Raw genomic sequence first — 21,372 nt, forward strand, 5'->3', positions numbered from 1 at the left:
TCAGGATGACAATAAACTGTCAATTCCCTTTAAAATTAGGCTTACGTTTTTCTATAAATGCTGCAACTCCCTCTGCGTAGTCATTACTGCTTGCTGCTTCTATTTGTAATTTTGATTCTAATGCCAACTGATCCTCCAAAGTATTTGTCATTGACTTATTAAATAACTCTTTAATAAGACCTAATGCTTTTGTTGGCATATTGGCCAGTTTAATTGCTAGTTTAGATATTGTTTCTTCAAACTCTTCTAAAGGAACTGATTTATATATCATTCCCATTTTTTCTGCGTCTTCAGCTGAAATTTTATCTCCTAACATTGCCAATGCTTGTGCTTTTTGAAAACCAATTAAGCGCGGCAAAAAGAATGTACCAGCACTATCTGGCACTAACCCGATTAAACTGAAAGCTTGAATAAAACTTACTTTTTCGTGCGCAACGACAATATCACAAGCTAATGCAATATTAGCTCCTGCACCTGCTGCTACTCCATTAATAGCTCCGATGATTGGTTTTTTAATGTTTCTGATTCTTGTGATGATTGGATTATAATGTTCTTCAAGAATTTTTTTGAATCCTGGTTTTAATTCTGGGGAAGTCACCTCTTTTAAATCTTGACCTGCGCAGAATGCTTTTCCATTTCCTGTTAGGACAATTGCTCTTACTTCAGAATTAGCTTCGCAATCATCTAGGATATCCTGAAGGGTTAATGCCATTTCACGGTTAAAGCTGTTGAACACTTCAGGTCTATTAAGTGTTATTGTGGCTACTTTGTTTTCTATTTTTAGTAGTATACTTTCTTTCATCTTAATATTTAATTGTCATTGCGAGGACGAAGGACGCGGCAATCTCACCAAGAGATTCCTTCACTTCGCTCGGAATGACGTTATTATTTTAAACACTTAAAATAATCAAACGGTTCTTGACAATCTTCACACTGAAATTGTGCTTTGCACGCTGTTGAACCAAACTGACTTACCAATCTCGTGTTTTGCGAACCACAATTAGTACATTTTACAATTCGTTTTCCATTTAATAAAACATCTTTATCTGCTTCTGCATCTAAAGGTGCTGCTATTCCGTATTCTTCTAATGCTTTTCGTCCTCTAGGTGTAATCCAATCGGTCGTCCAAGCTGGATGCAAGATTAATTCGATTTCTGAATTATACTCTGCTTCTTTTAAAGCCGCTTTTATATCATCACCAATAACATCCATGGCAGGGCAGCCACTGTAGGTTGGTGTAATTTGGACCTTTACCGTGTTATCTTTTATCACAGCAGAACGCACGACTCCCATATCCATTATGGATAGTACCGGAATTTCTGGATCAGAAACGCCTTCCAAAATTGGAATTAGTTTTTTGTCTATGTCTTGTTCTGTTGTTGTCATATGTATTGAGACTCTTCGACTGCGCTCAGAGTAATACTTAATTTCAATTGATTAGATCCTGAAACAAGTTCAGGATGACAAATCAAAAATTTATCACCATTCCATGTTTGGGTAAGTGCGTTGCATGTATTGTAATTCAGCTAACATATACCCTAAATGCTCTGTATGAATACCTTCTTTACCTCCTTTTTGAAAGTATTTAGACTCAGGCACCTGAAGTGTTGCTTCTTCTAAAAGTTCACTGACATGTCTATAATAGCTATCTTTTAATTTAGTGACATCTACGCCAATACCTTCTGCAACCATAGCTTTATCTGCTTCAGTTTGATGGAATAATTCATCAGTATAGGTCCACAATGCATCAATCGCTTCTTGCATTTTGGTATTGCTTTCTTCTGTACCATCACCTAAACGCTTTACCCAATCTGATGAGAAACGCTCGTGATAGCTCACTTCTTTGATGCTTTTGCTAGCAATAGCAGATAGTGTTAAATCCGCACTCTTTTGTAATTCTACTAAAAAGGCTAAATGATATACGTCGAATAAAAACTGACGTGCCATAGTGTATGCAAAATCAGTATTTGGTTGTTCTACAAGTAAAACATTGATGTATTCTCTCTCTTTACGTAGCATGGCAATATCATCTTCCGTTCTACCATCACCAGCAATCTTACTGGCATATTGGAAATAGCTGCGTACTTGCCCAAATAAATCCAAAGATATATTAGTACAGGCAATATCGGTTTCCAATGTTGGTCCATGACCACACAACTCTCCCATTCTTTGTCCGAGAATTAGGCTATTATCTGCTATTCCAAGGATATAATTGTATAAGTTTTCGTTTTTCATGTTTACTTCAATTGAGACCTTTCGTATTGCTTCGCAACGTGCTTTTAATGAAATTTCTATTTCATCTCTATCAATGCTCAAGGTGACATTTAGTTTCTTCTTTTGATGAGATGCTGAAACGAGTTCAGCATGACAAAACAGAGTTTTTCTTACATGTGCTTCACTTCATCTGGTAAATCGTAAAATGTTGGGTGACGATAGACCTTGTCTTGAGCAGGTTCAAATAATTCTCCATTGTTTTCTGGATTTGAGGCTGTGATATTTTTAGACTCTACAACCCAAATGCTAACACCTTCATTCCTTCTAGTATAAACATCTCGCGCATTTTCTAGTGCCATTTCTGCATCTGTAGCGTGTAGGCTTCCACAATGCCTGTGTTCTAAACCGTTTTTACTTCTAACGAAGATTTCCCAAAGTGGCCAGTTTTTTGTTGACATAATATTATTATTTAAACTGCTTGTTTTTCTTTTCGTTCTTGTTTCTTTTCGACATAAGCCATTGCTGCATCTCTAACCCATTCTCCGCGTTCCCATGCTCCGACTCTTGCCTTCATTCTTTCTCTATTCATTGGACCATGGCCTTTTACCACTTGCCAAAACTCGTCCCAATCGATTTCTCCAAAATCATAACTTCCTCGTTCTTCATTCCATTTTAAGTCTTGGTCTGGGATTGTAAGTCCTAAAATATCCGCTTGTGGAACCGTTTGGTCTATAAATTGCTGACGTAAATCGTCATTAGACTTACGTTTTAATTTCCATTTCATGGATTGTTCCGTATGAATAGATTCCGCATCTGTTGGCCCAAGCATCATTAAGCTTGGCCACCACCATCGGTTTAAGGCATCTTGAGCCATTTCTTTTTGCTCTGGTGTACCATTACATAGTTTTAGCATGATTTCAAAACCTTGACGTTGGTGGAAACTTTCTTCCTTACACACACGAATCATCGCACGAGCATAAGGTCCATAAGACGTATTACACAATGGTACTTGATTGATAATTGCGGCTCCATCTACTAACCAGCCAATAGCTCCCATATCTGCCCATGTAATAGTTGGATAATTGAATATTGAAGAATATTTTGCTTTACCTGTGTGCAATTGCTCATACATTTCGTCTCTAGAAATGCCAAGAGTTTCAGTTGCTGAGTACAAGTATAATCCATGACCGGCTTCATCCTGTACTTTAGCTAATAACGCTACTTTTCTTCTTAAGGAAGGTGCTCTTGTAATCCAATTGCCTTCTGGCAACATACCTACAATTTCAGAATGCGCATGCTGAGACATTTGACGAATATGGGTTTGGCGATACTTCTCTGGCATCCAATCTTTAGGTTCAATTTTTTCGTCACGTGCTATACGTGCTTCAAATTGTTCTTCGAGATTTTTTATTTGTTCATCACTCATTTCTTTTAGCTTTTTGGCTATTAGCTCTTCGCTTTTAGCTAGTGAAACTTATTTTTCTTTTTTCAATATATTTAAACGTCAAAATCGACCACTACTTTATCTGATGTTGGCACGGCTTGGCAACTTAAAACTAAGTTTTGTGACACTTCTTTATCATCTAAAGCATAGTTTATTTTCATTTCTACTGAGCCATCTTTGACTTCACATTTACATGTACTACATACTCCTCCTTTGCATGCAAATGGTAAATCTGCTCCAGCGGCAAGTGCTGCATCCAAAATATTGTCGTATTCTTTAGTCATTGTAAAAGAAAACTCCTTACCACCATCTACTATAGTCACTTCAGTTCCTTCTACATTTTGCTGCGCTAAACGCTCAGCTCGTTTTATGTCTTCATCTGACAGTCCTTTTACGAACAACTCAAAATGCACAAATTCTTTCGGCAAACCTGCCTCTATTAAATAGTTGCTCACATATTCTACCATTTGCTCTGGTCCGCACAAAAAGACTTCACTTGTATCTGGAATATCTATGAATGTCTTTGTTAAAACCTGCATTTTTTCATCATCAAAACGACCATTGAACAACTCTATATCCCGACGCTCTTTAGTTAGGAAGTAATATATTTCAAGTCTACCGAAGTAGGTATTTCTAAGTTGCTCTAGTTCTTCTTTAAAGATAATGGATTTAGCTGTCTTATTCACATAAAAAAGCTTGCATGTAGAATTAGGTTCTGCTTTTAAATGTGCCTTTATCATTGACAAAACAGGTGTTATACCACTTCCAGCAGCAAAAAACAGATAGTTTTTAGCTTTATCTGGATTGCAATCCACACCAAAAGTTCCGCTTGGTGCCATGACCTCTAGTCCATCTCCTGCTTTTAATTCTGAATTAACAAAGGTTGAAAATTTCCCTCCTGGAATCTTCTTTACGGCAACTTGCCATTTACTTTCCGTTGGGCATGAGCATAATGAATATGAACGCCTAACATCTTCGTCATTAATATCTGCTCTGAGGGTTAAATGCTGACCTTGTCTAAACTTAAATTCTTCCCGCAATTCCGGAGGAACATCAAAAGTCACTACTGAAGTATCCTCAGTTTCTTTATATATATCTGCAACTCTTAAGTTGTGAAATTCTGCCATTTCATGTTAAAGATTAACAAACTAACAATTGTTAGTTTACATGACAAAGTTAAGAAATTTAATCTAAATTATTTGTTAATTCCATCTATCAAAATTTGATTGAGTGTACTAGACAATTCCTCAAGGTTTAAATCTTCCTTTTTTGGAATCCAAATGTAAAGTGACCTAAGTGTTGTTAATATAGAAAACATCATAACTTCTGGGTTAACATCTACAATCTCGCCAGATGCAATTCCTTCTTTAAGAATGCCCCTAAAATCGTCCTCATAATCCACACGTAATTTCTTATAATAATCGCGCTTTGTTTTAAGATGCATCCAATCATTATTTAATGATGCCATCCCATAAATGTTTTGACTAGATATCTTTACATGTAATTGTATAATTTGTTTCAACTTCCCAATGCAATTCTCCCTAGAAGATTGAATAATATGCATACCTTCAGTAAACTCTTCTGCTAAAGAGATTATGATAGTATCTAATATATCTTGCTTTGAATTAATATGGTTATAAAGACTCGCTGCTTTAATTCCCATTTCTGAAGCAAGGTCTCTCATAGTTACTGCACTATATCCCTTTTCTTTAAAAAGTTTTGCAGCTACTCTTATAATTTCTTCTTTACGTGTTTCTTGTTTCAAAAAACTATAGTCTTTTATTATTCGTAAATTTAAACAAAAAGAACCTATGGGATTTTTAGATTTTATTTTTGGCGCAAAGAAGCGTCGAGTTGAAGAATTTTTAGAAAACGGAGCTGTTATTTTAGATGTTAGAAGTCAACGTGAATGGGATGCTGGGCATATCGAAAACTCTATTCATATTCCAATTGACGAATTAAATGACAGAGTTGAAGAAGTAAAAAAACTTAGCAAACCCATTATTGCATGTTGTGCTAGTGGTGTACGTTCTGCCAAAGCTGCCAAGTTTTTAAATCTACACAATATCGAAGCAACCAATGGTGGTGGTTGGGTGAATTTAAGGAATAAACTATAATTTTATGTCTTGAAATGCCTCTGGTGATCTAATCGGGTTTTCATTATACTCTAATGTCCAGCCTAAAGAATTTGTGAGAATGTAGAATTTAGCAAGCTCACTTATTAACCTATTCTTTGCGTTTGATTTTAGATCAGAAGCTTCAATTTTTTTCATTAAAGATATATTGACGGTTTTTTTAATTTCGTTGTAATCTTTTGCTTCAAACTGATTTAAAAAATCTGCTTGTATGTCGTAATATTCAAAATCTGGACTTATTTTTATTTCTTCCTTTGGAATACTTAAAATCCGTAATGTTTTGGTGGCTTCATCAATTTGGTATTCAATTCTACTCAAATCGTAGGCAATGGTAACATCTGCATTAACAACTACAAGCGCTTTCTTTTCCGCTTCAATAAAATTACCAAAAAGGGCTTTGGAATTTTTATAGCTGAACACCTCACTAAAATGCCCTTCGGTAACTACTAGCTTACCTACGTTTTTAATTTGCTCTTGTATTAAAGCCGTGTTTTCTTGAAGAATAATTTTATCCTCTTTTCTATCACCACAATATTTGAACGTGAACAAAACAACTAATGTAATAATGACTCCAAATAATATTTTTCGCATATGCTAATTTAAATATTTAAAGTTGTAAATGCACCTAACGCACTATTTGAATTGTTTATTTTTCTATTATTCTGTCAACAGACAACAACCATATGAATTAACAATTGATCACATAGAGTTAATCGACAGGTTTAACTCTAAGTATTTTGTATTAAATTACAGTTTCAGTTGTTCTACTAATAAATTTAAGATGATTAAAAACCTCTGTATTCTAGCATTTACTTTATTTTCTGTATGTATTTATGGGCAAAAAACAACATTCCAAAAAAACGCAAATAAAAGAGCTAAAGGGTTGGAGCAAATACTTAATAAAGAAGGTGATAGCTTAACCTTAAGAAGTGAAAAAACCATCAGCCAGGTAGATATTTTCAATGATGATTACATGAAAACCATTGATGTAAACGGCAATGAAACCAAAATTGACCTTAGCACTCTACCTTTAGGGAAATTTATTGTCCAGGCGAGGTTAGACAGAAAACGCATTGTAATGTATCTTGAAAGGCACGAATTCTTTAAAGAAAAGACTGAGCTCAATGTGAGCGACGAGCCTACAATTGCCTCAACCATTCTTGAGGAAAAAAAATTAGAGAGCCCAAAAACGACAACAACAAAACCTGAAAAGAAACCTGTTGTCAGTTACTGGGTTGTATATGAAAGCAATAGCGGCTCTGGGTCCTATAAGTCTATGAGTTTAGAGCGCAAGGAAGTTGTATCTGAAATGATCTCAAAAAACAAACTAGAATTAAATACTGAAATTGGCAAGAACAATAAGTTAATTGTTTACGAAGTTTATAATACTTCAAAATTTATGCGCAAACAATTAAGAAACCCTAAATATTTCAACACATCTAAATCAAAATTCTTTAATGTTGACCCGTATTACGTTTCACCAAATCACGATATTCTTGTTCAATAGACCAATAGAACACACTGCTTTTAAATCCCGTTTTTTTGCATTACAACGAGCAGTATAGCTACTCAGCTAAAAAAAATGCAATGTATCTTAGCTTTTAATTTACATTCTGCACAATGCTGTATTTTAGTTAATTACAATATTGCTTTTCCTCAAATTTATTTAGCGATATTTAATTAATCCATTTTTTGATGCTTAAAAACTTTCTGCTATTAGTTTTTACGTCTTTGGCTATGCTTACATACGGCCAGAAATCTACGCTATTACAAAATATCAATTACAGGGCTAAAGAATTAAAGCACAGCTTGAATAAAGATGGAGATAGCCTAATACTACAAAGTGAAAGAACGATCTACAGCGTAGAGATTTTTAATCAGCATTATGAAAAACTTGTCCAAGTTGGCAGCAACGAAGTTAAAATTCCATTACAAGGAACACCCTTAGGAAGGTTGGTTGTACAGGCTAAGATGATTGACAAGCGCATATTAATGACCTTACAGAGACACGACACCATAAAAGCAAAACCTATTGAAGTAAAACCTATTGAAATAGCTAAGACGAGACCAAAAGCCATAGGTTTACCAATTGTTAAATCCCTTCAAAATATACGCCTCGCAACATTAGATGTACTTCCAGAGTTTTCTGAACAATTAAATCTGGATATTATCACAGTCACCATACCTAAGCCTGAAATTAAACTTACATTAGTTAATGAACAAGAACCAATAATTGAGAAAGAAGAAATTGAAATCATTGATTCTGTTGTGCTTAATGAAGGTAACACCAATCTGCAACCCAAACCAAAAACCAGTTTGTCCGGTATGTTAAACTGGAAAGCCAAAAAACCTAATACCAGCAATAAGGTTTTCTGGATTGCCCATATTGTAAATAGCGGAACTACATCTAGAAAGAGCATGAAATTGGTCTCTCAAAGTGAGATTGATAGGATAATCGCTAAGCACAAAATTGAGAGTAAAACAAATCAGGGGAAACTAAATAAATTAACGGTTTGGGAAGTATATGACACGGTTAAGTTTATGCAAAAGCAAGCTGAAAACCCTGACTATATCAATTCTGCAGTGTCCAACCTTTTTGACGTATCTCCTTATTACTCCTCAGCAAAATGAATTCTTTAACGGCAAATTTCGCTGTTAAATGCTTGTATTTTAGGTTATAATAATCTCTTTTTTCTGCTTTACATCGTAATTGAAAGTGAATCAACTAAAAAAAACGTAAGACATCTTAAAAATAGTCTACCTCATTAGTATCATTTTAACTTTATAATACAGCTAAGTCATTTTTTTTTGATTTAAGTCTGAAGATTACATACCCTCAAATCTAAAATGTGAATATTATGGCTATTAAAATATACACACTGCTTATGTTGGCTTCAACACTTATAGGTTATGGCCAAAATGTAACGTTACTAAAAAACTTTAATCCAAAAGTTAAAGAACTCAAACACAGTCTTAATGAGAGTAGAGATAGCTTAAATCTCATTTGTGAAAGCAAAATTGTTAAAGTTGAAATTTATAATGAAGATTACGAAGAAACTTTCGCAATAGAGGATTTTCATTCTCTAATACCGTTAGAAGATTTGCCTGAAGGTAAATTTGTGGTAGATGTACAATTAGTGGATAAAATTGTAGAAATGCATATCATAAAGCATAAAAATTTAGAGGAAGATACTGATAGTGCTCTTAATAAAGATGATATTATTGAAGGCAATGGAATGATGCTAGATGAAGAATTTAAGGTTATAAAAAACTCGCCAAAAATTAGTGTCGAATTCCTTTTAACAGGATCAAAGAGAAAAAATCCTGTCAAGAAAAAGCAAAAATTTTATTGGATAGTTCTTGAGGTTTGTAATGGAAGTAATTCTTATAAAAGCATGAAATTGGTCAGTGAGAATGTCGCCGAAAAAATGATTTCAAAAAACAAGCTAGATGCAAAAACTGATTTCGGAAAACGAAATAAATTGACGGTATGGGAAGTCTATAATTCTTCTGAGTTTATGAAAAATCAAGTTGCAGACCCAAACTATATCAACTCTACATCATCAGACTTTTTTAATGTAGCACCTTACTATACTTCAACTAAAAATCTAATTGCGCTGCAATAGTAGAAATCCTAGACTCCTTAACAGCAAATCACAAAGTTTTGTCAAATAAAGCGCAAATTTTTAGCTTTTGGTTAACTTAGTTGCACTAAGTATAACCAAATTATGAAAGCTAAAACAGTGTTAAAGCTATTTTCAATTTTCGCTTTAGTTGCATTTACATTTGCGTCTTGCCATGACCAGAAAAAAGTAGATTTTGAGTCAGAAAAAGAGGAAATTCTAAAACTGCACAATGCCCAACGCGATTATCATTTTAATAAAGATTCCATTGCATTTGCCAATCAACTTTCCAAAAATTTCATTTCAGTAACTAGAGGCGAGATAAGCTCTCCAAAAAAAGATGAAACCATTTCTAGATATCATGGTTATTTTTCAAGTGTAGAGTTTTTAAAATGGGACGATGTTTCTGATCCTATTATTAAGTTTTCAGATGATGGTTCAATGGCCTATACTATTGTAGATAAGATTGTTGCCGTTTCCCATAAAGATGAAAACGGAAATCCCACAGAAGGTCAAACACATTTTGCTTGGACCGCTATTTACAAAAAGTACGGAGACCAATGGAAAATTGATTGTGTTACATCTACAAACAAACCTATTGAAGAATGAAAACGCTAAAGCACATACCTATTCTCGTTTTCTGCCTTTTGCTTTTGCAATGTGGTCCTGACCCAACTATTTCCGAAACATCTGATTCTGAAAATGCAACTTTAAGTCAATTTCAACAATTAGATGGTCGCCACCAACTATACATCACAGATAACGATGAGCCTGGAGAAAAACTTTTGGTTTGTGCCACTCTTGTGAACAAAGCCAATAAGGATTATTTACCGAATCAAAAAGTGAGATTTTACCATACAAATAATGAAGGAGACTATGAACCTGTAGATAGTGGAGATGAATCTTCCGCAAGACTCAGTGGTGATGTATATACAAACATGGAAGGTAGAATTTATATAGAAACTATCTTACCAAGAGATTATGGTAGTTCGGAAAACAATCGTCATATCCACACGACTGTTTTTGGAGCCAAACCAGAAGCCTACGACATTAACTTCAATCAATATACTGGTACTATGGGCAGAAATTTCATTAATGGAAGCGACCAACACTTTTTAGCAGATCTAAAACGTGCTAAGGACAGTACATTGGTTTGCTTTATTACAATAGAGGTAAAAAATCCCAATACAGACGATGCTACGGATTAGTAGCATAAAAAATATCATCTATGCACTTTTCATTTTTAGTGTTTTTTGTAGTTGTTCTTTAGCTGGTAAATCCAAATCAACAAGAACAATTCAAAAGAATCCTAGTAGAATTCTATTTGTTGGTAATAGCCTTACTTATACTAATAATCTTCCTAAGCTCGTAGAAACGTCAGCTAAGGAAAAAGGCATAACCATTGAAACCAAAATGATAGCTTTTCCAAACTATGCCTTAATGGATCATTGGAACGATGGAAAAGTTCAAAAAGAAATAGAAACAAAACAATATGACTTTGTTATTGTACAACAAGGGCCTTCTTCCCAAGATTTCGGTAAAGATATTTTGATTAATTATGGCAAAAAGTACAATGACTTGTCCAAAGAAAATGGTGCACAATTGTGCTATTTTATGATTTGGCCTTCACTGACCTATTACAAAACTTTTGATGGTGTTATTAAAAACCACAGGGAAGCATCACGATTAAATAATGCCATTTTGCTTCCTGTTGGTGAAGTTTGGAAAGCTTATTTTGACACAACAGAGAATTTCGATTATTACTCTAATGACGGTTTTCATCCCTCATTAAAAGGAAGTCAAAAAGCTGCTGAAGTTATTGTAAACTATTTGTTCAACAAATAATATAATATCTTTATAACTCTAATGGAATTGAAATAGAACGGGATTTTGACTATTAAAACATCAGCCAAATGAAACAAAAAGGATTTATAGACATTAACCAGTCGTTAGATAAAGTTACTGAGCTTTTTGCAGACCCAAAAAACCTTAAGGAATATCAAGATGGGTTTATAAAAAAGGTACATGTAAGTGGTGATGAAGGTCAAACGGGAGCCATTGCCAAGATGTACTACAAACATAGCAAGCACGAGATGGAATTAACTGAAACCATAACCAAAAACGAATTACCGCACACATTTGAAGCCCATTACCATCATAAACATATGGATAACACCATGAAATGTAATTTTACTGCACTAAGTGATAACCAAACTCGTTACGAATATGAGTATGAGTACACGCGCATTGATTGGGTAATGCCAAAACTTGTCGCCATTCTGTTTCCGAGCATGTATAAAAAACCAGCTGAAAAATGGCTGAAACAGTTTAAGGCTTTCGCTGAGAAGAATTAAGTAAAAAACACTAAAGTCCTCACATGAGAACAACAAAGAAAATATTTAAATGGGTTCTCTACCTTTTACTCATCCCTGTAAGTTACCTATTAATTTCTTTGATTCTGACATTAATAACAATAGATCGAAATGAAATTGCTACTAATGGCGATAAGACCATATTTTTGGGTACAAATGGCGTTCATTTGGATATTATTATACCAATAAAGAATATAGATAGTTTAGTCTTATCCGGAATTAGACATTATCAAAACGAAAACTATTTATCATTTGGTTGGGGAGATGAGAATTTCTACATCAACACACCTACTTGGGGAGATTTAACCCTTAGTAATGCCACTAGAGCGATGTTTTTAAAAAGCACAACATTAGTTCACGTAACACGATATAAAAAACAACGAACAGACTGGGTAGAAATAAAAGTGAATGACGCAGAGCTACAAAAACTCAATTCATATTTACTTAAAACTTTTAAAACCAAAACAGACGGCACAAAGATTATGCTAAAAGATAAAGGCTATTCACCAATCGATGATTTTTACAAGGCCAATGGCAACTATTCTTGTTTTAATACTTGCAACAGCTGGGTAAATACAGGATTTAAGGAAAGTGGACTAAAATCTTGCCTATGGACGCCTTTTGACTTTGGATTATTAAATAAGTACAAATAAGAACTATAACCCAAATGGCTATGGTTTACCAATCAAACAACAATGAACAGACTACACTTCTCAATAGATATTAAAGCAGAAAAATCCAAAATATGGAATGCACTCTGGGATAACGACTCTTATCGCGATTGGGTAAGCGTTTTTTTTGAGGGTTCATACGCTGTGACAGATAACTGGAAAGAAGGCAGTACCGTACTATTTCTCGCACCAGATAAAAGTGGCATCTATAGCATTGTTGAAAAACATATTCCTAATGAAGTTATACAATTTAAGCATATCGGAACTGTAGTAAACGGCAAGGAACAACCCATTGACGACGAAACAAAAATATGGTCTGGAGCTTCTGAAATTTACAGACTTACAGAAGGAAAGGACAGTAACACACTTATGGTTGAAATAGATGTCATGGATGAACATTTGGATTTTATGAAGAGTACATTTCCTAAAGCGTTAGAAAAGATTAAAAATAAGTGCAGATAACTTAAAACAGAAAAAAGAACATTTTGAAAAAACTTTTGATTTATATAGCATCCATATTTTCTGCAAATGCAAGTGCGCAGACAGAATTTGACTTAGACAAGATTTTAAAAATTGAACAAAGAGATATGATTGTCATGGAAATTGACTCATATCTCAATATTAAAAGTAATTATGGCGAGAAAATTGACAAACTGAATGATTCTCAAAAGACCTTTCTCTTAATTGAAAACTTAGAGCGCGAAATAAACAATGGTGGGTTTAATCAGTTTTACTTTAATTCAAGTGGAGACTTTGCCAATGAAACGGTCGATGCTTTAATTAAAATTGGCGCTAATAAAACAGCTGAGATAGTTAAAAAAGCAAATTCAGAATTTAATAATGGAACTGTCCCAAAAGATAGGAGAAAAAGACACATCGAGCTGGAAAAAATAGAAGAAAAAGCAGAGAAAAAATGGGATAATCTCGATACTCAATTTTACAAATACGAGGACAATTTAACGGAATTGCTAATTGCTTTTGTACTTAAAAATAAATCTGATTTTGACGAGTGATATATTAAAAAAAGCATCTTGTTAATTAATGTTTAAATTCATAATATTTGTATCTTATCGCTCTATAAAACCATCCTTTATGATATCAAGATTTTTTAAGATTTCTAGCGCCTTTTTAATTCTGCTTTGTGTTTTAGCTTGTTCTAACCCTAAACAAGAAACGGCAACATTGCTTATTTATGGAGGCACGATTTATACTGTAGATTCCACTTCAGTAACTGTAGAAGCTGTAGCAACCAAGGACAATAAAATACTATTTGCAGGCAGTCTAGAAGAAGCTGAAACCTATAAAAATGAGCAAACAAAACTTATAGACTTAAAGGGTAAAACCATGACACCTGGTCTTATTGAAGGCCATGGACATTTTATGGGCTTGGGTTATAACGAACTCAATTTAGATCTTATGAATACGACCAGCTACCAAGCTATTGTTGATGCTGTGGCCGAGCGTGTAAAAACAGCTCAGCCAGGTGAGTGGATTGTAGGTCGTGGTTGGCACCAAAGCAAATGGGATAGCATGCCTGCTGAAACGGTTCATGGGTTTCAAACACATCACTTATTGAGTGAGGTTTCACCAGAAAATCCGGTTTACTTAAAGCATGCAAGTGGACATGCAGGTTTTGCAAACGCTAAGGCTATGGAAATAGCAGGTTTGCAAAATTTAGCTTTAGATGGCGTAAAAAAATACGAAGTAGAAGGTGGCGAAGTACTTGTAGATGCCTCTGGCAGACCAACAGGTGTTTTTAATGAGCGTGCACAAACATTAATTACACAGCACATTCCAGAAAAGACACCTGAATCAGATGCCAAAGCTTTTCAATTGGCTGTAGAAGCTTGTCATAAAAATGGCATTACCAGTTTTCACGATGCTGGCATCGGAAAAGAAACTATTGCCTTATATGAAAAAATGAAATCCGAAGACAAAATGCATACGCGTATTTATGCGATGCTTACAGGATGGGAAAAAGACTTACTTAATGATTGGTATAAAAAAGGCATTATGGTAGATGAAGATCATCTTTTCACCATCAGGTCCGTAAAACTAAACTGTGATGGTGCTTTGGGTTCTCGTGGAGCATGGCTTTTAGAGCCTTACTCAGACCGACCAGATCATTTTGGGCATGAAACTTTGCCTATGGAATTTGTAAAGGAAACTTCCTTAAATGGACTTAAACATGGTTTTCAGGTATGTGCCCATGCCATTGGCGATCGTGCCAATAGAGAAATTCTAGATCGATACGAAATGGCTTTTAAGGAGCTACCAGATATGGCTAACGATCATAGGTTCAGAATAGAGCATGCACAGCATTTACATCCAGATGATATTCCACGTTTTGCAGAACTCAATGTTATTCCTGCTATGCAAGCTGTACACATGTCTTCCGATAGACCTTGGGCGATTGATCGTCTAGGCGAAAAGCGAATAAAGGAAGGTGCTTATATGTGGCAAGATTTGTTACAAAGTGGAGTGCCAATAGTAAACGGAACAGATGTGCCTGTGGAGCCAATAAATCCGATTGCAAGTTTTTATGCCAGTGTCAGTAGAAAAACCTTAAAAGGTACTCCTGAAGGTGGTTATGAACCTGAGCAAAAAATGACAAGAGCACAAGCCTTAAAATCTTACACTCTAGATGCGGCTTATGGTGCATTTGAAGATCATATAAAAGGTTCGATAAGTGTAGGTAAACTTGCCGATTTTACCATTTACGATCAAGATATAATGACAGTTGGAGAAGAAAAAATTCTAGACACCAAAGTAGTGATGACTATTTTTGATGGAAAGGTAGTGTATGACAACAAAAAATAAAAAAAACACTAGTTTCCTTCTCATATGAAGGCCTAACTAATGTTTAATAGTGACTACTATCACCACAAAAATAGAATACTTTTTACACTTAGGTATTACCAAAACTTTACCAATATGTTATGAGTTTTTAAGCATTAGGCATGAACGTCTAATAACCAAACATAGTCTTCATAAAACAGCAAAAAGAGAATTTCATTCAACATAGTTTTTGGTTTTATGACGATAGCTTAGGTCTTTTATCTTAAAAAAACGTCATATAGCTAAGTAGTATTCAAAAAACCACATTCGTTTATATTTTTAGTCTCAGATATTCGAAAGTTCGTAAAGCATTTTGGAATATTGTTTGTTTCCCAAAACAAAAACCTACTTATGATGAAAAGTATCTGCAGAATAGCATGTCTGTTTTTGACGACCCTTATCTTTGGTCAAGAGTCTAGCCTCATACAGAATATTAATTTTAGAGCTAAGGATCTAAAACATTCCTTAAACGCATCTGGCGACAGCCTACTACTCGAAAGCGAATTCGATATTTCCAAGGTTAATATCTATAACAATTCATTTGAAAAAACCTTTATTGTTGAAAAGCAAAAAATCAAAATCCCTTTAGCTAAAATTCCTAATGGACGATTTGTCACCGAAGTTAAGGTACAGGACAAACTTATCATCCTTACTTTATTAAGGCACAAAGCATTAAACACAGTAGAAGACACAATAGTTGACACTGAAATAGAAGAGCAATCTACAATTAATGAGTTAACACTAACCAACGAAGCCGAAGGCAAAACACTACCTATTACTGACATAAAGGAACAGCCTGTTAGAAACGTAAGGTTTTATTGGATAGTGAAGCACATAAACAAGGGTCATAGCTCAAGTAAAAAAATGCGAATTGGAGATAAGGAGGTTGTCGATAGAATGATTGCCCAGCATAAAATTGATTTAAAATCCAAAGCAGGAAAGCATAACGAGTTAACAATTTGGGAAGTCTATGACACAACAGAATTTATGCGTTTTAAAAGACAAAATCCAGATTATGCCAATTCACAGGAAACCAATTGCTTCAATACTGTGCCTTTTTATAAATCTTAAGATTAGAAGATTAGAGGTAATGAGCTATTGTTTTTTCAATTCTAATTTCTCAGCAAAATAATCGCAGAAGTCTTTCATCGTCGCTGTCATTTTCTCATCTTGGGTAGCACGTAAAAACGTATCGCTCATAGTGACTAAAGTTTGATGAAAAAACAATTTCATCTCATCCACAGGCATATCTTTAGTCCATAGATCAATCTTTAATGTTTCTTGTGCTTTACTATCCCAAACAGATAACATAATAGCTTTAGCCTCTTCATTATTAACTCCTCCATCTTGTGCAGACCATTTCAATTTTTCTGGCACACGATTTTCGTCGAGTTCTACGTTTAGTTCTATTTTAGATTTTATGGTTTTAGCCATTACTTTTTTGGTTTAAATTTCGATTTTATAAAAATTTCTTCAGGTTCTTTTTGCAATACAAGCATAACATCTTCTTCAGTGTTTTCGGCATAAGCTCTAACAATTTGCCAACCTATATATTGTCCTAACCTCCCAGGAGATTCGTTATCTAATTCTAAATAAAATTTTGAAAAAGGTGCATCCGCAATAAAACGACTAGGAAGCTTACTATCTGTACTGTAAAGCATTTCGTTTTCTATAAAATGACTCCAAATAGAACTTTCATTGGCTTCAGCCCATTTTAACTGTTGCTCTGTATAACCAATTTTTTCTGCATCAGATACAAAAGGAATCATAACATCTTTGAAGTATAGCAATTTCCCGAAATAAATCATTTCATCCAAAAGGGTTTTTCTATCCGTTTGGAATGTATATTTTTTTGCATAGCCTTCCGCCACTTCTGGTACAATTTGGTCGCTTTGCATATTTGCAGCTAAATACCTTGGAATGTTTTGGTAAAACTCGTGATTCTCACCCAAAAAATTGTCTAAAGCGATAAGCACTAACGAATCTGTTACAATGGTTTTATTTCTATAATCCACATCGTTTGTTAAGGTAACCACTCTTGGTGTGTTAAACGTTTTATCGTAATACTTTAAATGTTTAAACAAGCTTCTTAAGTCTTCCTTTTCATCCGTAAAATCTGGATATGCCTTATTCACTTCATTCAATAGCATACCTTGTAATGTATCGTTGATTCTTTTTATCCAAACAGAATCCGGTACATGTTTAGAAAACAAAAATGGATATGCTCGTTTTAGTTTTGGCAAATCATTTGCCGTTGTATTTTCATAAGCCTTATCAAAACGCTCTACAACAAAATCTACTTCAATTTTTTCAATCTCGCTCTCAAGCTTAGAATCTTCTCCGCAAGACAGCAAAATGAGCTCAAACATTAAGAGTATGTAAATTCTCGATGACATTTTACAAAACATTTTTAATCCTAACACGTTTCCGTTATTTTTGTTGTGCAAAGGTACGTTTCTTTGCTTTAAATTATAAACATTATGCAAACAGAAAAGGTTGTAAATCACATTGTAGATTGGTTAAAAGATTATGCTACCAAAGCTAGGGTCAATGGCTTTGTTATTGGTATTTCTGGTGGGATTGATTCTGCCGTTACCTCAACCCTTTGCGCCAAAACTGGTTTAGACCTTTTGTGTATAGAAATGCCTATTCACCAAGCGGCTAGTCACGTTACAAGAGCGCAAGAACATATTGCTCAGCTAAAAAAACGCTTTCCTAATGTTAGTGATTCTCGAGTGGATTTAACACCTGTTTTTGAAGAATTTAAAACCGAAGTCAGTTTAGATGGTAAACAAGAAACTGTTGATATGGCATTGGCCAATACTAGAGCACGATTACGAATGACAACACTTTACTACCATGCAGGTCTCTTAGGACTCTTAGTTGCTGGCACAGGAAACAAGGTTGAGGATTTTGGTGTTGGTTTTTTTACAAAATACGGTGATGGTGGTGTGGATTTAAGTCCAATTGCAGATTTACTGAAATCTGAAGTTTATAAAATTGGTGACTATTTAGAAGTGCCAGAATCTATCATGAACGCAGCTCCTAGTGATGGTCTCTTTGGCGATGCTCGAAGTGATGAAGACCAAATCGGAGCGTCTTATCCGGAGTTAGAATGGGCCATGCAGATGAAAGACGAAGGTAAAACAGCTGATGACTTTACAGGAAGACAGCGTGAAGCTTTTGAGATTTTCACGAGCTATAATACTCGTAATCAGCATAAAATGATTCCAATTCCAGTTTGCGAAATTCCCAAAGATTTAAGGTAAATATTGCCGTTTATCGATTAAATTGCTTAAATCGTTTAATTTTTAGTTATTTTTGCGCAGCAAATCCCCTTGAATACTCTTGACTTAGTTTTTGCTATTTTAATTAACCCTAACCAACCCAAAAACAATTGTCATGATACATATTTTGATTGTTGACAACCATCCTATTGTAAGAACAGGATTAGAATTGTTCTTAAATAGTAAACCAGATTTAAAGGTAGTAGGCAAGTTAAGTAGTGGCATTGAGATTTTTGAATTTGTAAGACGTCATAAAGTTGATGTTATTATTTCAGAAATTGATTTACCAGAACTTAACGGTATTACTGCACTTAGAGCCATTAAAAAAGAAAATAAATCCGTTAATGTGTTGATGTTCAGTCATCAACCCGAAGAGATTTATGCCATTAGCACGCTAAAAGCTGGCGCTTCTGGCTACTTAAGCAAAACTGCTGATGTTAATGCCATTGAAGCTGCTGTTAGAAAAATTCATGGAGGTGAAGTTTCTCTCAGCGAAAAAATGGACAAACATTTGCGCTACGAAGACACTCGAAAAAGTAGAAGCCGCATGTTTAAAAAGCTTTCTACCAGAGAGGTCGAGGTGTTGAAATTATTATCAATTGGTAGAAAAAACAAAGAAATAGCTGAAGAGTTAGACATCAACGAAAAAACGGTGAGTACTTACAAAGCTAGACTTTTTAAGAAACTCAATGTAAATAATATCGTTGATTTAATTCACCAAGCTAAACATCACAACCTTACTTAATAGAATAACCTCCTATTACTTTACCAAGTTTACGGGATAGAAGCATTTTAAGACCAAGATAATCTTTTACATCTTCTATAATTGTGCGCGAATCTACACCTTCTCTTAAGGTATCATTCTTGTATTCGGCTACTTTTTGATCTATTAAATAGCAACGCAAACTTAAGATGGTTTGGCTCACCAGTTGGGAAATTGAATGTTCCTTTTCTTTAGGGATGATATGATTGCGCTGCCAATCATGTAAATTATACTTTTCGTCTTCCATTAAAATACCTGTAACCTCACTTGCGGTTGCTTGGTCCAATTGATTAATGAAATCTTTGGTTGAAAAGTCTTCGTCTTGATTCAGCTTATCTATTATCGAATAATATAATTCCCTAAACTTTTCGTTGGAAAACATCATTTCATCCTCCTGAAGGTCGAGATAAATTTTTTCAAAAACGCGTGCTTCATGTATTGTTGGCTCTAAAAGTAATTCGCCTGAAGTCTCATCTTCTTTTAAAATCAAATCTTCAAACTGTTCCGTTCTATCACCATAAAGCATTAAGATTTCTATAATCTTACGTTCTAATTCATATTGTACATCAACCTTCTGCTTTTGTTGCGGTTCGCTTTTTACAACCTCAAAAGCTTTTTGTTGTTGCTTGTGTTTTTTATTCGCCTCCTGATATTCCTTTTTAGAAATCTGTGCCAAAGTGCTGAACAACACATTTTCACTGATGTCCATTATTGATGCACATTCTTGTATGTAAATTTCACGCTTTATGGCATCTGGAATCTTAGCAATGCTATTGACGATCTCACGAATCGTTTCGGCCTTTTTTATAGGATCATTCTTAGCCTCTTTAACCAAAAGTGATGCCTTAAATTGTATAAAATCCTTGGCATTTTCATCAAGATAGGCTGTAAGTTCTTCTAAAGTATTAGACTTGGCAAAGCTATCTGGATCTTCACCATCTGGGAAGGTACAGACCTTAACGTTCATTCCTTGCTCCAGAATTAAATCTATCCCACGGATTGAAGCTCTAATACCTGCAGCATCACCATCAAATAGTACGGTAATGTTATTGGTAAGCCTGTTGATGAGTCTAATTTGATCAGAAGTCAATGCCGTACCAGACGACGACACCACATTTTTTACTCCTGTTTGGTAAAACTGAATAACGTCTGTATAACCCTCTACCAAAAAGCAATTGTCTTCTTTGGCAATGGTTTGTTTAGCAAAATACAGACCGTATAAAACTTTGCTTTTATGGTAAATTTCGCTTTCTGGTGAGTTAAGATATTTGGCTGCTTTTTTATCGTTGGTTAAAATTCTACCACCAAAACCAAGAATGCGACCACTCATACTATGGATAGGAAACATTACTCTGCCTTTAAACCTATCGAAGCGTTTTTGGTCTTTTACAATGGTAAGACCTGTTTGCTCTAAGAATTCTAGCTTATAACCTTTCCCCAAAGCATCATCTGTAAAGGCTTGCCACTCATCTAACGCATAACCCAATTGAAACTTTTTAATGGTTTCTTCGGTGAATCCTCGTTCTTTAAAATAGCTTAGACCAATGGCTTTACCTTGGTCCGTTTTATGCAGAATTTTCTGAAAGTACTCATTAGCATATTCACTAACCAAATACAGACTTTCCTTGGCATTTTGCTGTGTTTTTTCTTCGTCTGTACGTTCAGTTTCCTCTATTTCAATATTGTATTTTTTAGCTAAATACTTTATTGCTTCAGGATAGGTAAAATGCTCGTGCTCCATTAAAAACGTAACAGCATTTCCACCTTTACCACTCGAAAAATCTTTCCAAATCTGTTTTACCGGAGATACCATAAAACTTGGTGAGCGCTCTTCACTAAAAGGGCTTAATCCCTTAAAATTACTACCCGCTTTTTTTAGCTGTACAAAATCACCAATAACCTCCTCTACTCGAGCGGTTTCAAAGACTTGTGCTATGGTGTTTTGTGAAATCAATTATTAGAATTTTAGCAAGTTTGTAAATTTAAGATAAACTATTTGTTTTAAAAACATAAAACAGCACTTAC

The 21,372-nt window shown here is 34.7% G+C and carries 26 protein-coding genes; 15 read left to right on the forward strand and 11 right to left on the reverse strand.

Annotation, left to right across the window (positions count from 1 at the left end; translation table 11 throughout):
- Positions 1 to 19: 19 nt before the first annotated feature.
- The 7 genes from F1003_RS14150 to F1003_RS14180 all read right to left on the reverse strand — a co-directional run bounded on the left by F1003_RS14150 (position 20) and on the right by F1003_RS14180 (position 5,423).
- Positions 20 to 802 (reverse strand): enoyl-CoA hydratase-related protein, encoded by a 783-nt coding sequence (locus F1003_RS14150; RefSeq protein WP_155090088.1) that lies wholly within the window; start codon positions 800 to 802, stop codon positions 20 to 22.
- 83 nt (positions 803 to 885) lie between these two features.
- Positions 886 to 1,386, reverse strand: coding sequence for a 1,2-phenylacetyl-CoA epoxidase subunit PaaD (paaD, locus tag F1003_RS14155; protein ID WP_155090089.1), 501 nt, complete (start codon positions 1,384 to 1,386; stop codon positions 886 to 888).
- A gap of 93 nt (positions 1,387 to 1,479) precedes the next feature.
- A complete protein-coding gene (paaC, locus tag F1003_RS14160; protein WP_155090221.1) occupies positions 1,480 to 2,235 on the reverse strand; it encodes a 1,2-phenylacetyl-CoA epoxidase subunit PaaC in 756 nt (251 codons plus the stop codon).
- A gap of 149 nt (positions 2,236 to 2,384) precedes the next feature.
- Positions 2,385 to 2,672 (reverse strand): 1,2-phenylacetyl-CoA epoxidase subunit PaaB, encoded by a 288-nt coding sequence (gene paaB / locus F1003_RS14165; protein WP_155090090.1) that lies wholly within the window; start codon positions 2,670 to 2,672, stop codon positions 2,385 to 2,387.
- An 11-nt stretch (positions 2,673 to 2,683) separates the two neighbouring features.
- Positions 2,684 to 3,640: a 1,2-phenylacetyl-CoA epoxidase subunit PaaA gene (gene paaA, locus F1003_RS14170; RefSeq protein WP_155090091.1), complete on the reverse strand. Its 957-nt coding sequence runs from the start codon at positions 3,638 to 3,640 to the stop codon at positions 2,684 to 2,686.
- 71 nt (positions 3,641 to 3,711) lie between these two features.
- Positions 3,712 to 4,785, reverse strand: coding sequence for a 2Fe-2S iron-sulfur cluster-binding protein (locus F1003_RS14175; protein ID WP_155090092.1), 1,074 nt, complete (start codon positions 4,783 to 4,785; stop codon positions 3,712 to 3,714).
- A gap of 68 nt (positions 4,786 to 4,853) precedes the next feature.
- The gene (locus F1003_RS14180; protein WP_155090093.1) at positions 4,854 to 5,423 is read right to left on the reverse strand and encodes a TetR/AcrR family transcriptional regulator; all 570 of its coding nucleotides are present in this window, start codon (positions 5,421 to 5,423) and stop codon (positions 4,854 to 4,856) included.
- A gap of 46 nt (positions 5,424 to 5,469) precedes the next feature.
- Between F1003_RS14180 and F1003_RS14185 the strand changes: the two genes are divergently transcribed.
- Positions 5,470 to 5,775 carry a rhodanese-like domain-containing protein gene (locus F1003_RS14185; RefSeq protein WP_155090094.1) on the forward strand — a complete coding sequence of 102 codons (306 nt, stop codon included), beginning with the start codon at positions 5,470 to 5,472 and terminating at the stop codon, positions 5,773 to 5,775.
- Here F1003_RS14185 and F1003_RS14190 read toward each other — a convergent pair.
- Positions 5,770 to 6,384: a DUF4230 domain-containing protein gene (locus F1003_RS14190; RefSeq protein WP_155090095.1), complete on the reverse strand. Its 615-nt coding sequence runs from the start codon at positions 6,382 to 6,384 to the stop codon at positions 5,770 to 5,772. The two genes, F1003_RS14185 and F1003_RS14190, sit on opposite strands and share 6 nt — an antisense overlap.
- Before the next feature lie 190 nt (positions 6,385 to 6,574).
- Here F1003_RS14190 and F1003_RS14195 point away from each other — a divergent pair, with 190 nt between their 5' ends.
- The 12 genes from F1003_RS14195 to F1003_RS14250 all read left to right on the forward strand — a co-directional run bounded on the left by F1003_RS14195 (position 6,575) and on the right by F1003_RS14250 (position 16,368).
- Positions 6,575 to 7,300 (forward strand): hypothetical protein, encoded by a 726-nt coding sequence (locus F1003_RS14195; protein ID WP_155090096.1) that lies wholly within the window; start codon positions 6,575 to 6,577, stop codon positions 7,298 to 7,300.
- 188 nt (positions 7,301 to 7,488) lie between these two features.
- Positions 7,489 to 8,424 (forward strand): hypothetical protein, encoded by a 936-nt coding sequence (locus F1003_RS14200; RefSeq protein ID WP_155090097.1) that lies wholly within the window; start codon positions 7,489 to 7,491, stop codon positions 8,422 to 8,424.
- A gap of 227 nt (positions 8,425 to 8,651) precedes the next feature.
- Complete coding sequence (locus tag F1003_RS14205) at positions 8,652 to 9,419, forward strand: hypothetical protein (protein WP_155090098.1); 768 nt, start codon at positions 8,652 to 8,654, stop codon at positions 9,417 to 9,419.
- A gap of 102 nt (positions 9,420 to 9,521) precedes the next feature.
- On the forward strand, positions 9,522 to 10,025 hold the full coding sequence (locus F1003_RS14210; RefSeq protein ID WP_155090099.1) for a nuclear transport factor 2 family protein: 504 nt from the start codon (positions 9,522 to 9,524) through the stop codon (positions 10,023 to 10,025).
- Complete coding sequence (locus F1003_RS14215; protein WP_155090100.1) at positions 10,022 to 10,624, forward strand: dioxygenase family protein; 603 nt, start codon at positions 10,022 to 10,024, stop codon at positions 10,622 to 10,624. The genes F1003_RS14210 and F1003_RS14215 overlap by 4 nt, the downstream gene beginning before the upstream one ends.
- The gene (locus F1003_RS14220) at positions 10,611 to 11,261 is read left to right on the forward strand and encodes an SGNH/GDSL hydrolase family protein (protein WP_202913900.1); all 651 of its coding nucleotides are present in this window, start codon (positions 10,611 to 10,613) and stop codon (positions 11,259 to 11,261) included. The genes F1003_RS14215 and F1003_RS14220 overlap by 14 nt, the downstream gene beginning before the upstream one ends.
- A 68-nt stretch (positions 11,262 to 11,329) precedes the next feature.
- On the forward strand, positions 11,330 to 11,770 hold the full coding sequence (locus F1003_RS14225; protein ID WP_155090101.1) for an SRPBCC family protein: 441 nt from the start codon (positions 11,330 to 11,332) through the stop codon (positions 11,768 to 11,770).
- Between the two features lie 23 nt (positions 11,771 to 11,793).
- Positions 11,794 to 12,441 (forward strand): DUF2459 domain-containing protein, encoded by a 648-nt coding sequence (locus F1003_RS14230; RefSeq protein ID WP_155090102.1) that lies wholly within the window; start codon positions 11,794 to 11,796, stop codon positions 12,439 to 12,441.
- A 42-nt stretch (positions 12,442 to 12,483) separates the two neighbouring features.
- Complete coding sequence (locus tag F1003_RS14235; RefSeq protein ID WP_155090103.1) at positions 12,484 to 12,921, forward strand: hypothetical protein; 438 nt, start codon at positions 12,484 to 12,486, stop codon at positions 12,919 to 12,921.
- A gap of 23 nt (positions 12,922 to 12,944) precedes the next feature.
- A complete protein-coding gene (locus F1003_RS14240; RefSeq protein ID WP_155090104.1) occupies positions 12,945 to 13,472 on the forward strand; it encodes a DMP19 family protein in 528 nt (175 codons plus the stop codon).
- A 79-nt stretch (positions 13,473 to 13,551) separates the two neighbouring features.
- The gene (locus tag F1003_RS14245) at positions 13,552 to 15,279 is read left to right on the forward strand and encodes an amidohydrolase (RefSeq protein ID WP_155090105.1); all 1,728 of its coding nucleotides are present in this window, start codon (positions 13,552 to 13,554) and stop codon (positions 15,277 to 15,279) included.
- Between the two features lie 369 nt (positions 15,280 to 15,648).
- Positions 15,649 to 16,368, forward strand: a complete 720-nt coding sequence (locus F1003_RS14250) for a hypothetical protein (protein WP_155090106.1) — start codon at positions 15,649 to 15,651, stop codon at positions 16,366 to 16,368.
- A gap of 24 nt (positions 16,369 to 16,392) precedes the next feature.
- Here F1003_RS14250 and gldC read toward each other — a convergent pair whose 3' ends face one another.
- Both gldC and gldB read right to left on the reverse strand, forming a co-directional pair.
- The gene (gene gldC / locus F1003_RS14255) at positions 16,393 to 16,731 is read right to left on the reverse strand and encodes a gliding motility protein GldC (protein WP_155090107.1); all 339 of its coding nucleotides are present in this window, start codon (positions 16,729 to 16,731) and stop codon (positions 16,393 to 16,395) included.
- Positions 16,731 to 17,693: a gliding motility lipoprotein GldB gene (gldB, locus tag F1003_RS14260; protein ID WP_155090108.1), complete on the reverse strand. Its 963-nt coding sequence runs from the start codon at positions 17,691 to 17,693 to the stop codon at positions 16,731 to 16,733. The genes gldC and gldB overlap by 1 nt, the downstream gene beginning before the upstream one ends.
- An 84-nt stretch (positions 17,694 to 17,777) precedes the next feature.
- Between gldB and nadE the strand changes: the two genes are divergently transcribed.
- A complete protein-coding gene (gene nadE, locus F1003_RS14265; RefSeq protein WP_155090109.1) occupies positions 17,778 to 18,566 on the forward strand; it encodes an NAD(+) synthase in 789 nt (262 codons plus the stop codon).
- Positions 18,567 to 18,699: 133 nt separating this feature from the next.
- On the forward strand, positions 18,700 to 19,329 hold the full coding sequence (locus F1003_RS14270) for a response regulator (protein ID WP_155090110.1): 630 nt from the start codon (positions 18,700 to 18,702) through the stop codon (positions 19,327 to 19,329).
- Here F1003_RS14270 and dnaG read toward each other — a convergent pair.
- A complete protein-coding gene (gene dnaG / locus F1003_RS14275) occupies positions 19,322 to 21,301 on the reverse strand; it encodes a DNA primase (RefSeq protein WP_155090111.1) in 1,980 nt (659 codons plus the stop codon). The genes F1003_RS14270 and dnaG overlap by 8 nt on opposite strands.
- Positions 21,302 to 21,372 lie beyond the last annotated feature (71 nt).

It is taken from the genome of Winogradskyella ouciana, from assembly GCF_009709615.1.
Taxonomy (GTDB): domain Bacteria; phylum Bacteroidota; class Bacteroidia; order Flavobacteriales; family Flavobacteriaceae; genus Winogradskyella; species Winogradskyella ouciana.

Bases quoted from the DNA above. Each gene is read 5' to 3' on its own strand.
- F1003_RS14150 (WP_155090088.1), bottom strand. From the start codon at position 802: ATGAAAGAAAGTATACTACTAAAAATAGAAAACAAAGTAGCCACAATA.
- paaD (WP_155090089.1), bottom strand. From the start codon at position 1,386: ATGACAACAACAGAACAAGACATAGACAAAAAACTAATTCCAATTTTG.
- paaC (WP_155090221.1), bottom strand. From the start codon at position 2,235: ATGAAAAACGAAAACTTATACAATTATATCCTTGGAATAGCAGATAAT.
- paaB (WP_155090090.1), bottom strand. From the start codon at position 2,672: ATGTCAACAAAAAACTGGCCACTTTGGGAAATCTTCGTTAGAAGTAAA.
- paaA (WP_155090091.1), bottom strand. From the start codon at position 3,640: ATGAGTGATGAACAAATAAAAAATCTCGAAGAACAATTTGAAGCACGT.
- F1003_RS14175 (WP_155090092.1), bottom strand. From the start codon at position 4,785: ATGGCAGAATTTCACAACTTAAGAGTTGCAGATATATATAAAGAAACT.
- F1003_RS14185 (WP_155090094.1), top strand. From the start codon at position 5,470: ATGGGATTTTTAGATTTTATTTTTGGCGCAAAGAAGCGTCGAGTTGAA.
- F1003_RS14190 (WP_155090095.1), bottom strand. From the start codon at position 6,384: ATGCGAAAAATATTATTTGGAGTCATTATTACATTAGTTGTTTTGTTC.
- F1003_RS14195 (WP_155090096.1), top strand. From the start codon at position 6,575: ATGATTAAAAACCTCTGTATTCTAGCATTTACTTTATTTTCTGTATGT.
- F1003_RS14200 (WP_155090097.1), top strand. From the start codon at position 7,489: ATGCTTAAAAACTTTCTGCTATTAGTTTTTACGTCTTTGGCTATGCTT.
- F1003_RS14205 (WP_155090098.1), top strand. From the start codon at position 8,652: ATGGCTATTAAAATATACACACTGCTTATGTTGGCTTCAACACTTATA.
- F1003_RS14210 (WP_155090099.1), top strand. From the start codon at position 9,522: ATGAAAGCTAAAACAGTGTTAAAGCTATTTTCAATTTTCGCTTTAGTT.
- F1003_RS14215 (WP_155090100.1), top strand. From the start codon at position 10,022: ATGAAAACGCTAAAGCACATACCTATTCTCGTTTTCTGCCTTTTGCTT.
- F1003_RS14220 (WP_202913900.1), top strand. From the start codon at position 10,611: ATGCTACGGATTAGTAGCATAAAAAATATCATCTATGCACTTTTCATT.
- F1003_RS14225 (WP_155090101.1), top strand. From the start codon at position 11,330: ATGAAACAAAAAGGATTTATAGACATTAACCAGTCGTTAGATAAAGTT.
- F1003_RS14230 (WP_155090102.1), top strand. From the start codon at position 11,794: ATGAGAACAACAAAGAAAATATTTAAATGGGTTCTCTACCTTTTACTC.
- F1003_RS14235 (WP_155090103.1), top strand. From the start codon at position 12,484: ATGAACAGACTACACTTCTCAATAGATATTAAAGCAGAAAAATCCAAA.
- F1003_RS14245 (WP_155090105.1), top strand. From the start codon at position 13,552: ATGATATCAAGATTTTTTAAGATTTCTAGCGCCTTTTTAATTCTGCTT.
- F1003_RS14250 (WP_155090106.1), top strand. From the start codon at position 15,649: ATGATGAAAAGTATCTGCAGAATAGCATGTCTGTTTTTGACGACCCTT.
- gldC (WP_155090107.1), bottom strand. From the start codon at position 16,731: ATGGCTAAAACCATAAAATCTAAAATAGAACTAAACGTAGAACTCGAC.
- gldB (WP_155090108.1), bottom strand. From the start codon at position 17,693: ATGTCATCGAGAATTTACATACTCTTAATGTTTGAGCTCATTTTGCTG.
- nadE (WP_155090109.1), top strand. From the start codon at position 17,778: ATGCAAACAGAAAAGGTTGTAAATCACATTGTAGATTGGTTAAAAGAT.
- F1003_RS14270 (WP_155090110.1), top strand. From the start codon at position 18,700: ATGATACATATTTTGATTGTTGACAACCATCCTATTGTAAGAACAGGA.